The sequence below is a fragment of the Telluria sp. AC161 genome, assembly GCF_979258535.1.
The window spans coordinates 1,174,980-1,187,427 of the sequence record NZ_OZ409861.1; the positions used below are offsets into that span (position 1 = coordinate 1,174,980).

General features: G+C 67.0%; 10 protein-coding genes. 6 read left to right on the forward strand and 4 right to left on the reverse strand.

Annotated features, from left to right (window positions below; translation table 11 throughout):
- The first annotated feature begins 9 nt into the window (after positions 1–9).
- Positions 10–1,614 carry a methyl-accepting chemotaxis protein gene (locus ACZ0AJ_RS05295; protein WP_499453018.1) on the forward strand — a complete coding sequence of 535 codons (1,605 nt, stop codon included), beginning with the start codon at positions 10–12 and terminating at the stop codon, positions 1,612–1,614.
- A gap of 4 nt (positions 1,615–1,618) precedes the next feature.
- Here the strand turns inward: ACZ0AJ_RS05295 and ppc are convergent, their stop codons facing one another.
- Entirely contained in the window at positions 1,619–4,444 is a 2,826-nt protein-coding gene (gene ppc, locus ACZ0AJ_RS05300; protein WP_499453019.1) for a phosphoenolpyruvate carboxylase, read from the reverse strand.
- A 185-nt stretch (positions 4,445–4,629) separates the two neighbouring features.
- On the opposite strand from ppc, the gene hemC reads away from it, so the two are divergent.
- From hemC to ppa, 5 genes are all read left to right on the forward strand, one after another.
- A complete protein-coding gene (gene hemC / locus ACZ0AJ_RS05305) occupies positions 4,630–5,589 on the forward strand; it encodes a hydroxymethylbilane synthase (RefSeq protein WP_332529931.1) in 960 nt (319 codons plus the stop codon).
- The gene (locus ACZ0AJ_RS05310) at positions 5,582–6,370 is read left to right on the forward strand and encodes a uroporphyrinogen-III synthase (protein ID WP_499453020.1); all 789 of its coding nucleotides are present in this window, start codon (positions 5,582–5,584) and stop codon (positions 6,368–6,370) included. The genes hemC and ACZ0AJ_RS05310 overlap by 8 nt, the downstream gene beginning before the upstream one ends.
- Positions 6,367–7,554, forward strand: coding sequence for a uroporphyrinogen-III C-methyltransferase (locus tag ACZ0AJ_RS05315; protein ID WP_499453021.1), 1,188 nt, complete (start codon positions 6,367–6,369; stop codon positions 7,552–7,554). The genes ACZ0AJ_RS05310 and ACZ0AJ_RS05315 overlap by 4 nt, the downstream gene beginning before the upstream one ends.
- A 2-nt stretch (positions 7,555–7,556) precedes the next feature.
- Positions 7,557–8,753, forward strand: coding sequence for a heme biosynthesis protein HemY (locus tag ACZ0AJ_RS05320; protein ID WP_183550809.1), 1,197 nt, complete (start codon positions 7,557–7,559; stop codon positions 8,751–8,753).
- A gap of 61 nt (positions 8,754–8,814) precedes the next feature.
- The gene (gene ppa / locus ACZ0AJ_RS05325) at positions 8,815–9,354 is read left to right on the forward strand and encodes an inorganic diphosphatase (protein WP_258837489.1); all 540 of its coding nucleotides are present in this window, start codon (positions 8,815–8,817) and stop codon (positions 9,352–9,354) included.
- Between the two features lie 60 nt (positions 9,355–9,414).
- Here the strand turns inward: ppa and ACZ0AJ_RS05330 are convergent, their stop codons facing one another.
- The 3 genes from ACZ0AJ_RS05330 to ACZ0AJ_RS05340 form a co-directional block, all read right to left on the reverse strand.
- Positions 9,415–10,080: a choice-of-anchor J domain-containing protein gene (locus tag ACZ0AJ_RS05330; RefSeq protein ID WP_499453022.1), complete on the reverse strand. Its 666-nt coding sequence runs from the start codon at positions 10,078–10,080 to the stop codon at positions 9,415–9,417.
- A gap of 247 nt (positions 10,081–10,327) precedes the next feature.
- Positions 10,328–11,416, reverse strand: coding sequence for a branched-chain amino acid ABC transporter permease (locus ACZ0AJ_RS05335; RefSeq protein ID WP_499453023.1), 1,089 nt, complete (start codon positions 11,414–11,416; stop codon positions 10,328–10,330).
- 2 nt (positions 11,417–11,418) lie between these two features.
- Positions 11,419–12,441: a branched-chain amino acid ABC transporter permease gene (locus tag ACZ0AJ_RS05340; protein WP_499453024.1), complete on the reverse strand. Its 1,023-nt coding sequence runs from the start codon at positions 12,439–12,441 to the stop codon at positions 11,419–11,421.
- Positions 12,442–12,448 lie beyond the last annotated feature (7 nt).

Here is a 12,448-nt window from a genome sequence, read left to right on the forward strand (position 1 = left end):
GAAATCACGATGAATCTGACCATCCGGCACCGGCTGTTTCTATCGAACCTGGCAGCGGTCTTTCTGGCTGCCGTGGTGGCCTGCATCGCCTATAGCGCAATGCTGTCGCTCGAAACGGCGATGAACGCCATCACCGTCAACGGCAACGCGCTGAAGCAACAACTCCAGGCCGACATGGCGCACGACGCTCTGCGCGCCGATGTACTGGCCGCGCTGATTGCCGGACCGGATGGTGCAGGCAAGCAGGCCGACGTCCGGCGCGACCATGCGCAGCACGCGGCCACGCTGGCCGGTTTGATCGACACGCTGGCCAAGGAGCATCCCGACGCGGCGCTGCAAAGCGCCATTCCTGCCGTGCGCGCCGACGTCGACGCTTACCTCAAGAGCGTGGCGCGGATGATCGACCTGGCGTTCACCGACCCGGTCGCGGCGCGCCAGGCGCAGGCGGATTTCATGGGGCATTTCCGCAAGCTCGAAACGAGCATGGGCGAACTGAGCGACACCATCGGGGGCAGCGCCGAGGCCACACGCGTTGGCGGCCACGCACTGGTCGAGCGCTCCGAACGCCTGCTGCTGCTGGCGTCCGTGATCTCCGTGATGCTGATGGTGGTCGTGGGCCAGCTGTCTGCACGCGCCATCCGGCGCCCGCTTGAGGAAGCGGTGGCGTTCGCCGGCCGCATCGCCGACGGCGACCTTGGCGCCACGCTCGACTGCAACGCCGACGACCGGACCGAAACCGGGCGCCTGAAGGTGGCGCTGCAGCGCATGCGCGCCAATCTGCACGGGGTGGTCAGCCAGGTGCGCGGCAGCACCGACGCCATTGAAACGGCGTCCGGTGAAATCGCCAGCGGCAACCTGGACCTGTCACGCCGCACCGAACAGCAGGCCGGCGCGCTCGAGGAAACGGCGGCATCGATCGAAGAACTGGCGGCGACGGTCAAGCAGAATGCCGACAGCGCCTTGCAGGCCAACACGCTGACGGCATCGGCGTCCCAGGTGGCTGTCAAGGGCGGCGAAGCGGTGGCGCGCGTGGTCGACACGATGGGCGCGATCCACACGTCGTCGCGCCGTATCGTCGACATCACCGGCACGATCGAATCGATCGCGTTCCAGACCAATATCCTGGCGCTCAACGCAGCGGTGGAGGCGGCGCGCGCTGGCGAGCAGGGGCGCGGTTTTGCCGTGGTGGCGTCCGAGGTACGCAACCTGGCCCAGCGCGCCAATGCGGCGGCCGGCGAAATCAAGGTGCTCATCGACGAGTCGGTGCGGCACGCCGACAACGGGATCTCCCTCGTTGCGGCGGCCGGCGGCACGATGGACGAGATCGTGGCCAGCGTGCGGCGCGTGACCGATATCGTGGCCGAGATTGCGACTGCCAGCCAGCGGCAGGGACAGGGCATCGCGCAGGTCAACAGCGCGATCGGGGAAATCGACGCCGTCACGCAGCAGAATGCTGCGCTCGTCGAGCAGGCCGCCGCCGCGGCGGCCTCGATGCAGGAGCAGACCGCCAACCTCAGTGCGCTGGTCGGGAATTTCAAGCTGGGGCAGGCGGCGCCGGTACAGCTGGCGCCGGTGGAACGGCGCCGGCAGACCGGCGTGTTGCAGCTGGCCTAAACCGTTAGCCCGTATTGCGCAGACCGGCCGCAACGCCGTTGATCGACAGGTGGATGCCCCGGTGCACGCGCGCATCGACCTGGCTCGCCGGATCGAGCGCCAGTGCCCGGTGCCGGCCGATCAGCTCTACCTGCAGGTGATTCAGCGGGTCCAGGTAGGCAAACCGGTTCTGGATCGAACGCGCGAGCAGCGGATTGCCCTGCAGGCGCTCGCCCGTGCCGGTGATGTCTTCCAGGATGGTCAGCGTGAGCGCGTGTTCGGCTGTGATGCGCTTGAAGATCCGCTCGCGCAGTTCGACATCGGCCACCAGTTCGGCATAACGCCGGGCGATCGGCAGATCGGTCTTGGCCAGCACCATGTCCATGTTCGACAGCAGCGTGGCAAAGAACGGCCACTCCTGGAACATCGTGCGCAGCTCGGCCAGTTTCGCCTCGCGCTCACCGTCACCAAGCCAGCCATGGACCGCCGACGCAAACCCGAACCAGCCCGGCAGCAGCAGGCGGCACTGGCCCCACGAGAAGCCCCACGGAATCGCGCGCAGATCTTCGATGCGGCGGGTCGACTTGCGCGAAGCGGGACGCGAACCGAGGTTCAGCTCGGCGATCTCGGCGATCGGCGTGGCCGCAAAGAAGTAGTCGGTAAAGCCGGGCGTGTCGTAGACCAGGTCACGATAGGCCTTGTAGGCGCGGTTGGACAGCTCGGCCATCACCGACTCGAAGCGGTGCAGGCGACCGGTCTGCGCTTCGCTTGCGGTGTTGGGCGTCAGGCTCGCTTCCAGCGTGGCCGAGACCAGCAGCTCCAGGTTGCGCCGGCCGATTTCGGCATTCGAGAACTTGGACGCGATGATTTCGCCCTGTTCGGTCAGGCGGATCTGGCCATTGACGGTGCCCGGCGGCTGGGCGCGGATCGCATCGTAGCTCGGCCCACCGCCACGGCCAACCGTGCCGCCGCGGCCGTGGAACAGGCGCAGCTTGACCTTCTGCTGCGCGAACACCTCGACCAGCTTCAGCTCGGCCTGATACAGCTCCCAGTTCGATGTCAGGAAACCACCATCCTTGTTGGAGTCGGAGTAGCCCAGCATGACTTCCTGCAGGTGGCCCTGTTTTGCGATCACGCTGGCGACGAACGGCAGCGCCATCCAGGCATCCATGATGCCCGCCGCGCGTTGCAGGTCGGGGATGGTTTCGAACAGCGGAATCACCATCACTTCGCCGGTCGTGCTGCTGGCGCGCAGCAGCCCGGTTTCTTTTTGCAGCAGCAGCACTTCGAGCAGGTCGGACACCGTCTCGGTGTGCGAGATGATGTAGTTGCGGATCGCGCGCGGGCCGTAGCGCAGGCGGATCTCGCGCGCGCAGCGCAGGATCGCCAGCTCGGACGTCGTTTCTTCGCCGTAGGTGTCCCATGGCGAAATCAATGGCCGGGCGCTGTCGAGTTCGCGCAGCAGCAGCGCAACCTTCGCGTCTTCGTCGAGCGCAGCGTAGTCAGCCTCGACGCCAGCGCGGGCCAGCAGTTCGGCCAGCACGCGCTCGTGGATGTCCGAGCTCTGGCGCATGTCGAGCGAGGCCAGGTGAAAGCCGAAGATGCGCGCCGCGCGCAGCAAGCCGGCCAGGCGTGGCATCGTCAGCATCGCGCCGTGGTTCTGGCGCAGCGAGTCAGCCAGTGTTTCGAGGTCGGCCGCAAACAGTTCGGGGTCGAGGTAGGGCGCGGCGTGGCCGACTTCCTTGCGCAGGATGTGGCCCACGCCCAGTTCGCGCGCGGTGGCGGCCAGGCGTGCATAGATGCCGATCAGTGCGCGCCGGTAAGGCTCATCGCTGCGGTGCGGCGAGGCGTCGGGCGAGTTCTGGGCCAGCAGCTCCAGCGCCGGCGTGACGTCCACCAGCAGCGTGGAGGCCGACAGTTCGGCGCCCAGCGCATGCACTTCATCGAGATAGAAGTCGAGGATCGTCGTCGACTGGCGCGTCAGCGCGTGGCGCATCGTGTCGGCGTTGACGTTCGGGTTGCCGTCACGGTCGCCGCCGATCCAGCTGCCCATCTGCAGGTACGATGCGTGCGGTTTGGGCGCATCATCTGGTGCACCGTCGTCAGGCCCGTATTGTTCGGCGATCTCGAACTCGATGTCGTCGTACAGCGCCGGCAGTTCGCGCAGGAACGTGATGCGGTAGTAGGACAGCGCGTTGTCAATTTCGTCGGCCACCGTCAGCTTCGAGTAGCGCAGCATGCGCGTCTGCCACAGCGTGGCGATGCGCGCATGCAGCATCTGCTCGTTGCGCTGGCGCTCGCGCGGCGTGAGCGGCGTGTCGCGCTCGGCCAGCAGGCGGGCGATATCGTGTTCGGCGTCCAGGATGCTTTTGCGCTGTACCTCGGTCGGGTGCGCCGTCAGTACGGGCGAAATCAGCGCCTCGTTGAAGAATGCCTGCACTTCGTCGCGGCCGATGCCGGCGCCAGCGAGCTTGTCCAGCGCGTAGCCGATGCTGCCGGCACGCGGCGCCGAGCCGCCCAGCAGGTGCGCGCGGCGACGGCGGTTGTGGTGCTGGTCTTCGGCGATATTGGCCAGGTGCGAAAAATACGAGAACGCGCGCACGACCGAAATGGTCTGGTCGCGCGTGAGCCCGTGCAGCATCGTCGTGAGTTCCTTGCTGGCGTCGGGATCGTCGTCGCGCCTGAAGCGCACGGCGGTCTGGCGGATGGTTTCGACCAGGTCGAAGACCTCGGCGCCTTCCTGGTCGCGCAATACGTCGCCCAGCAGGCGGCCAAGCAGGCGGATGTCTTCTTTGAGCGGCGCGTCCTTGTCGGCGCCGGTGGATACGTCAGGGAGAGCAGGATTGTTCATATCGACCACAAGTAAGCGTTGTGCGAGGGCGGTTGGCCACGGTCTGCAAGAGGCCCCCATGATAAAATTTGTGATCTTATGCAGGGAGCGGTTACCGGCATCGGCCGGATCGGCCCAATGACAGTGAAAGAATTCGTGTGTTAGCAGCTATTCAGCAGGGTACTTCGGCGCCAGTGGCGCCAACGATGCCGTCAAAACTCATTATCGCATCCCGCGAGAGCCGCCTGGCCATGTGGCAGGCGGAGCACGTACGCGACCGGCTCGTCGCATTATATCCACAGTGCCGCGTCGAGATTCTCGGCATGACGACACGGGGCGACCAGATTCTCGACCGCACGCTGTCGGCCGTCGGCGGCAAGGGCCTGTTCGTCAAGGAGCTCGAAGTCGCGATGGCCGAAGGCCGCGCCGACCTGGCCGTGCACTCGCTCAAGGACGTGCCGATGGAGCTGCCCGAAGGCTTCGAGCTGACCGCCGTGCTCGAACGCGAAGACCCGCGCGACGCGTTCGTGTCAAACGATTACGCCAGCCTCGATGCGCTACCGGCTGGCGCCATCGTCGGCACCAGCAGCCTGCGCCGCCAGTCGCTGATTGCGGCGCGCTATCCGCACCTGGTCATCCTGCCGCTGCGCGGTAATCTCGATACGCGGCTGGGCAAGCTCGATCGGGGCGAATATGCCGCCATCATCCTGGCCGCCGCGGGCCTCAAGCGCCTCGGCCTGCCGCAGCGCATCCGCGCTTTGCTCGAACCCGAAATGAGCTTGCCGGCGGCCGGGCAGGGCGCGATGGCGATCGAGATCCTGAGCAGCGCGCGCAGCGACGGCGTCGACCTGCGCGCCGTGCTGGCACCGCTGAACCACGACGACACGGCCAGCGCCGTGCTGGCCGAGCGCAAGGTCTCGCGCATCTTTGGCGGCAGCTGCCAGATCCCGCTGGCGGCGTTCGCCACCGTGCAGGGCGGCCAACTGCGCCTGCGCGCGATGGTCGCCACGCCGGACGGCAAGCGCAGCGCGCACGCCGAAGTGAGCGGCCCGGTCGAGCAGCCCGAATATCTGGGCGAGCAGGTGTCCGAGTTGCTGGCCCAGCAGGATGCGAATGCGATCCTGGCGGCGTGCCGTCTCGATGCCGCTGCAAACCAGGATGCCTGACCTGCCTGAGACGGCGCGCGTCGTCGTCGTCACGCGCCCGCGCGCGCAGGCCGATGCACTGGCCCAGGCGGTGTCCGCCAGCGGCCGCACGGCCGTGCTGCTGCCGCTGCTCGAGATCAGCCCGGTCGACGATGCTGCGCCGCTGCGCGCGGCGCTGGCTGAGCTCGACCGGTTTGCGCTGGTGGCGTTCGTCTCGCCCAATGCCATCGACGCCGCGTTCGCGCACATCGACGCCTGGCCAGTGGGCGTGCCGGTGGCGATCGTCGGCGACGGCAGCCGCGCGGCGCTGGCGCGCCACGGCCTGACGGGTGACGCGTGTACGATTTTCAGCCCGGCTGACAGCGCGCACAGCGATTCCGAGCACTTGCTGCAGCGCCTCGACCTGGCGGCGTACGCCGGCAAAAGGGTGCTGATCGTGCGTGGCGACGGTGGCCGCGAGCTGCTGGCCGAGGCCTTGCGCGCCGCTGGTGCCCGGGTCGAGCCGGTGGCCGCGTATCGCCGCGCGACGCCGGTATTGACGGCGGAACTGGCCACACGATTGCGCGCCTTGCTGGCGCAGCCAAACGACTGGATAATCACGAGCTCGGAAGCCCTGCGTGGCCTGGCCGGGCTGGTGCAAGCCATCGACGACGATGCGCTGATGGCGCGATTACAGCAGCAGCGCCTGATCGTGCCCCATGCGCGGATTGCACAGACGGCCCGCGATCTGGGCCTGGAACACGTGCGCCTCACCGGTTCCGGCGATGCACGCCTATTAGCAGCGTTACAATCACAAGAATGAACGAATTGCCGAACAACCCAGACCAGCCCCAGGCCAGCGTGCCCGCCCCCAGCCTTGCCAAGCCGGAGGAGACGCAGGTGCCGCCTGCTGCGCCGCGCATGAGCGGTCCGGCCGCGCGCGGCCTGTTTGATCGCGTGGCGCGGCCGTTGCCGCTGGCCGTCATCGCGCTGGCCGTGCTGCTGGCCGTGCAGACGTTCTCGTCGCACAGCCGCATCAATTCGCTGCGTCAGGACATGGCGCGCAGCCTGCAGAAGGGCAATGCGGTCAATGCCGAGACGGCGGCGCTCGCGCGCGACGTGGCCGACCAGTCGAAAGAGCTGCAGATCAAGGTCGGCGTGCTGGAAAGCCGCCAGAGCGAAGCGCAGAGCCAGCAGGTCGCGCTCGAGCAGCTCTACAAGGATCTTTCGCAGAACCGTGACGAATGGGCGCTGTCCGAAATCGAGCAGGTGCTCGCGACCGCGAGCCAGCAGCTGCAACTGGCCGGCAATGTGCAGGGCGCCCTGATCGCGCTGCAGAACGCCGACCGCGCAGTCTCGAGCTCGAACGCCCCGCAATTCCTGACCATCCGCCGCGCAATCGCGGCCGACATCGACCGGCTCAAGGCCTTGCCGGCCGTCGATCTTGCCGGTGTCGCGCTGCGTCTGGACAATGTGATCGTCCAGGTCGAGACGCTGCCGATGCTGGCCGATGAAAAGCCGCTGCTGCCGGTGGCCCCGGTGCGCACGACGCGCCGGCTCGAGGCCGCAGCCGCGGCCGCGCCGGCCAAGAATGCCGCGCCGGCCGTGCCACCCGAGTCGCTCGGCGTGGGCCAGCGCCTGCTGCAGACCTGGAGCATGTGGAGCCAGGAGATGTGGGACGACGTGCGCCAGCTGATCCGCGTGCGCAGCGTCGACGATCCCGAAGCGCTGATGCTGTCGCCGAGCGAGTCGTTCTTTGTGCGCGAAAACCTGAAACTGCGCCTGCTCAATGCGCGCCTGGCCCTGTTGTCGCGTAACGAAGCCACGTTCCGCGACGACCTGGCCACGGCCCAGACCATGCTGGCCAAGTACTTCGACACGCGCGCCCGCACGACGCAATCGGCCCAGGCAGCACTGCGCCAGGTGCAGGCCAATGACCTGACGATCGAATTGCCGACGCTGGCCGAGAGCCTGGGCGCGGTGCGCAACTACAAAGCGAAGCAATAACCATGCGCTTACTCATCTGGCTGGTTACGCTGATGGCCGCAGCCATCGGCATCGCGGTGACGGCGCGCTTCAATCCGGGCAATGTGGTGCTGTTCTATCCGCCGCACCGGATCGACATGTCGCTCAATCTGTTCGTCGTCGTGCTGATGCTGCTGTTCGCCACGCTGTACGTGCTGGTGCGCACCTTCTATGCGACGGCGCGCATGCCACAGCGGGTGGCGGCGTACCGCCAGCGCCGCCGCGAGCGCGATGGCAACAAGGGCTTGCGCGACGCGCTCAAGGCACTGTTCGAAGGTCGCTTCGGCCACGCCGAAAAAGCCGCGATGCGCGCTGCCGACCTGCCCGAGAACACGGGCCTGGCAGCGCTGATCGGCGCGCGCGCCGCGCACCGCATGCGCGAACCGGCGCGGCGCGACGCCTGGCTGGCCGGCATCTCGCATGACACCACGCTCAAGACGGCGCGCCTGATGACGCTGACCGAACTGCTGGTCGACGACCACCGCCCCGAGGCGGCGCTTGAAGCAGTGGCCGAACTCAATGCCAGCGGCCAGCGCCACATCCACGCGCTGCAATGGGCGATGAAGGCCAACCAGCAGGCGCGCAACTGGCCCGAGGTGCTGCGCCTGGTGCGCATTCTCGACAAGCGCAACGCGCTGCATCCGGCCCTGGCCCGGCGCCTGCGCGAAATGGCCTACGAAGCGCTGCTGGGCGGCGAAGACCACGACGCCGAATCGATCCGCTGGACCTGGGCCACGGTGCCCCCGCAAGACCGCACGGTGCCGTACGTCGCGGCGCGCGCCGCCGGCGCCTTCAATGCGCGCGGCCTGCACGACGAAGCGCGCGCGATCGCCGAAGAGTCGCTCAAGGCCAACTGGGACGAGCGCGTCGTGCGTGCCTACCGCGATGCGGCCAGCCCGGCCGGTTCGCCATCGCTGCTGGCCCAGATCGAAGCCTGCGAAACCTGGCGCCGTGAACGGCCGCAGGACGCCGAACTGGCGCTCACGCTTGGCACGCTGTGCCTGAAACAGAAGCTGTGGGGCAAGGCCCAGCGCTATCTGGAGCAAGCCCTGTCGGACGCGACCGAAGCGGCGATGGTGCGCGAAGCGCATCTGAAACTGGCCCAGATGCATGAAGCGCTGGGGCAGGACGAGCTGGCCGCCAAGCATTACCGGCAGTGCGCACTGGCGACTGTGTTGTAACGCGTGCCTTTCGCTATAATGGCGGACTAATTTTGACTCTTTAGCAACCAAGGATCCCATCATGAGCCTGAACAACGTCCCAGCCGGCAAAGACGTGCCGAACGACTTCAACGTCATCATTGAAATCCCGATGAACTCCGATCCGGTCAAGTATGAAGTCGACAAGGACACGGGCGCGATCTTCGTCGATCGTTTCATGGGTACGGCCATGCACTATCCGTGCAACTACGGCTACGTGCCGCAAACCATCGCCGACGACGGCGATCCATGCGACGTGCTGGTCATCACCCCGTTCCCGCTGCCACCAGGCGTCGTGGTCCGTTGCCGCGCGCTGGGCGTGCTGAAGATGACCGACGACGGCGGCGGCGACGCCAAAGTCATCGCAGTGCCGATCGAAAAAGTGCTGCCGATGTACAAGAAAATCCAGTCGCTGGACGACGTGGAAGAGCTGCGCCTGAAGCAGATCCAGCACTTCTTCGAGCACTACAAGGATCTGGAAGCCGGCAAATGGGTCAAGATTGAAGGCTGGGCTGGCATCGATGAAGCCAAGGCCGAGATCGTTGCCGGCGTGGCAGCGTTCAACAAGGGCGCCCAGGCATAAGCCAGCGCGCAGGCAATATCCGAAAGCCGGCGGTCCGTGAGGACCGCCGGCTTTTTTACGTCAGTGGCGCTCGTGGCGGCGCAGCAGGCCGAGCACGCCCAGGCCATCGGCCAGCAGCAGCCGGCTGGTGGGTTCCGGCAGGCGCGTGACCACGCGCAGCGTGTCGAGCCCGACATGGCTCAGCCTGGCCGCATCGCCCAGGTAGCGAAACGCGAAGCGGCCTGTGCCGTCCACCGTCAGGTCGAGGTGCCATGGCTGCCATTGTGCGGGGAAGTCGGCGGCGCCGCCGATGCTGGACAGCAGCGTGTCGAACGACGCTGCATCGGTGTCGCTGCCGCGGCCGCTGCCGTAGCGCACTTCGAGCAGGTCGTCGAAGCCGTCGACGCGTTCCCGGCTGGTGAAGAATGACAGCGTGGTGAGGCCGCCGAGCGTCAATGTCGGCGTGATCAGCCAGTTGTCGACGCGGCCAGCGCTGTGAGCGGCGCTGCGGCAGCTCGCGGCGGCGTACGCGCCCGGTGCGCCGGCCTGGGCCGGGAAGACTTCGGGATTGCCCTGGCACCATGGCGCGCCTATCGGGATGCTGCGGTTGATGCGGACCCAGCCGGGGGCATCGGCCAGGGTGCCGAAATCTTCGCTGAGTACCTCGGTTCCGGCTGCCTGGGTGGTGTGCGGCGCGCAGGCGGCTGGGCTCTCTGGTGTGGCGAGCATGTAATTGAGTCGTTGCATGATGAGGCGTCGCGTCGTGGATCGAGGCTTCATCATAGAAACGGCGGGCGCCGCGGTATTGCGGTGCGTTGGGGCTGTCGGGTCACGTGCCCGGCCCGACGCAAAGGGGGAGGGGGAACCAAAAAAAGTCGCCGAGGTCGTAGGGTGGACGGCTCTGCCGTCCACGCGTCCAAACCAACCCCGCTCCGTCGCATGCGACGTCGGGTTGAACGCGTGGACGGGAAACCCGTCCACCCTACCTATTGCTTCAAGAGCGCGTCGGTCGCTGCGCCAGCCACGCCCGCAGCCGCAGCTTGCCAACGATCCCGACCGGAAACCAGTAAATGGACAGGATGAACAGCAGCCCCAGCCACAGCATCCAGCGATCCGGGTGCAGGGCGGCGGCCAGCAGCGGCACGCCGTCCAGTGCGGCGCTGCCGTGAGCCATCCACTCCTTCAGATAGTTCTGGGCCAGGATGAACAGCGTCGCGCCCACGACCGCGCCATACATCGTGCCCATCCCGCCGATCACGACGATCAGCAGGATGTCGGTCATGACATCGAAGCCGAGCGACGTCTTCGGACCGACGTAGCGCAGCCACAGCGCCATCAGGGCGCCGGCCAGGCTTGCCGTCAGCGCCGCCAGGACATTGGCCCAGATCCGGTACACCATCGTGCGATACCCAAGGGCTTCGGCGCGAAATGCGTTTTCGCGGATCGCCTGCAGTACCCGCCCGAACGGCGAATTGACCAGCCGCAGCAGGAACAGGAACAGCAGCAGGCAGCCGAAGAACACGACGTAATAGGTCAGCACCCGGCCATCGAGATGACGGCCGAACACCTCGTGCTCGACCAGCCGATAGGCAGGAGAAAGCACGTGCGGCACGCTGAACGTGACGCCATCCTCGCCACCGGTGAAATCGGACAGTTGCGACGCCAGCACGGCAAACGACGAGGCCACGGCCAGCGTGATCATCGCGTAGAAGATGGCTTGCACGCGCAGCGCGAACAGCCCCACCACGAGCGCCAGGGCGAGCGCAAGCAGCAGCGCCAGGCCAAGGCCCGTCATGGCGACGCCCCAGGTCGGCTCATCGACGCGCGCCAGCGCCAGCCCGATGCCATACGCCCCGATTCCATAGAACATCGTGTGAGCGAACGAAACGATGCCTGTGTAACCCAGCAGCAGGTCGTAGGACGCCACCAGCACGATGTAGACGCAGATCGTGGCTGCCGTGTTGAGCGGCCGCGCACCGGAGGTCAGGAACGGCGCCAGCGCGAGCCCGAGCAGGATCACGACCAGCAGCGCCGTCAGGCTGCGGCTGCGCGGCAGGTCGCCCGATAACAGTTGCTGCAGCATGGTCAGCCCCGTCCCGTCGCATACAGCCCGGCGGGCCGCCACAGCAGGACCGAGATCATCAGGACGATGCCCGACACCAGCGCGATCCCGGGCGCCAGAAAGCTCGTGTAGTTGGCCACCAGGGCGATGAGCAGCGCGCCGATGAAGCAGCCGCCGACCGATCCCAGGCCGCCGATGATGATGACGATAAACAGCATCACCATGATCTCGCCGCCCATCGCCGCCGTCAGCGTCTCCTTGTACAGACCCCACATCACGCCGCCCAGACCGGCCAGGCCCGCGCCGGCCGCGAACACCAGCACGAACAGGCGCCGGATGCGGTAGCCGAGCGCTTCGACCATCTCGCCATGTTCGACACCGGCGCGTACCAGCAGGCCGATCTTCGTGCGGTTCAGGATCAGGTACATCGCGACGAACACCACCAGTCCCACTGCCACCGCCACCAGGCGGTACTTGTCGATGGCCGCGTCGCCCAGCAGGAATGCACCGCGCAGGGCCGTGGGCAGCGGCACGGCGATCGTCCCGGCGCCCCAGGCAACGTGGATCAGCTGTTCGGCCACGATCATGCCGCCCATCGTGACCAGGATCTGCTTGAGGTGCTGGCCGTAGACGGGCTGGATGAGCAGCCGCTCGAAGGCCCAGCCGAGCAGCGCCGTAACAAGCATCGCCACCACGATCGCCAGCGCCAGCACAGCCAGGTTGGCGGGCAGGGAATCCATCTCGAGCCAGCGGCGCAGCGGCAGCAGCACGAGCGTGGCGGAAAACGCGCCGACCGCGATGAACGCGCCATGGCCGAAATTGATCACGTTCATCAGCCCGAATACGAGGGTCAGCCCGCTGGCCATGATGAAGATCATCATGCCCATCGCGAGGCCCGCGACGGTGAGAGTGACCCAGGTGGACCAGCTGCCCACCAGCGGCAGGGTGACCAGCATCAGCGCCGGCACCAGCAGCAGTGGCGCGATGTCGCGGCGGGTGGCCGGCAGCTGGGCGTCGGCCGACGGGATGGCGGGGGAGATGGGCATGGGCGTT

Bases quoted from the DNA above. Each gene is read 5' to 3' on its own strand.
- ACZ0AJ_RS05340 (WP_499453024.1), bottom strand. From the start codon at position 12,441: ATGCCCATCTCCCCCGCCATCCCGTCGGCCGACGCCCAGCTGCCGGCC.
- ACZ0AJ_RS05315 (WP_499453021.1), top strand. From the start codon at position 6,367: ATGAACGAATTGCCGAACAACCCAGACCAGCCCCAGGCCAGCGTGCCC.
- ppa (WP_258837489.1), top strand. From the start codon at position 8,815: ATGAGCCTGAACAACGTCCCAGCCGGCAAAGACGTGCCGAACGACTTC.
- hemC (WP_332529931.1), top strand. From the start codon at position 4,630: ATGCCGTCAAAACTCATTATCGCATCCCGCGAGAGCCGCCTGGCCATG.
- ACZ0AJ_RS05320 (WP_183550809.1), top strand. From the start codon at position 7,557: ATGCGCTTACTCATCTGGCTGGTTACGCTGATGGCCGCAGCCATCGGC.
- ACZ0AJ_RS05295 (WP_499453018.1), top strand. From the start codon at position 10: ATGAATCTGACCATCCGGCACCGGCTGTTTCTATCGAACCTGGCAGCG.
- ppc (WP_499453019.1), bottom strand. From the start codon at position 4,444: ATGAACAATCCTGCTCTCCCTGACGTATCCACCGGCGCCGACAAGGAC.
- ACZ0AJ_RS05310 (WP_499453020.1), top strand. From the start codon at position 5,582: ATGCCTGACCTGCCTGAGACGGCGCGCGTCGTCGTCGTCACGCGCCCG.
- ACZ0AJ_RS05335 (WP_499453023.1), bottom strand. From the start codon at position 11,416: ATGCTGCAGCAACTGTTATCGGGCGACCTGCCGCGCAGCCGCAGCCTG.
- ACZ0AJ_RS05330 (WP_499453022.1), bottom strand. From the start codon at position 10,080: ATGCAACGACTCAATTACATGCTCGCCACACCAGAGAGCCCAGCCGCC.